This is a genomic window from Rhizobium sp. IY2 (assembly GCF_047532935.1).
GTDB lineage: Bacteria > Pseudomonadota > Alphaproteobacteria > Rhizobiales > Rhizobiaceae > Rhizobium > Rhizobium anhuiense.
The window spans coordinates 1-311 of sequence record NZ_JBLKNU010000051.1; the positions used below are offsets into that span (position 1 = coordinate 1).

The 311-nt window shown below is 62.1% G+C and carries 1 protein-coding gene; it reads left to right on the plus strand.

The genetic code is table 11. From position 1 onward, the window contains the following. The coding region (locus ACMUVN_RS33340; protein WP_414816062.1) for a 4Fe-4S dicluster domain-containing protein at window positions 1–311 on the plus strand (311 nt) is incomplete at both ends.

Here is a 311-nt window from a genome sequence, read left to right on the forward strand (position 1 = left end):
CCGGACGGCGTCCTGACCTTCGACCGTCTGTCCTCGGTGTTCCTGTCGAACACCAATCACGAGGAAGACCAGCCGGTGCATCTCAAGGTCAAGGACATGGGCCTGCAGAAGAGTTCCGAGCACGATATCTATGCCGGCCCGTCGACGCGCTACTGTCCGGCCGGCGTCTATGAGTGGGTGGAGAAGGACGGCGAGCAAAGCTTCGTCATCAACGCCCAGAACTGCGTGCACTGCAAGACCTGCGACATCAAGGACCCCAACCAGAACATCAACTGGGTGCCGCCGCAGGGCGGCGAGGGGCCGGTCTATCC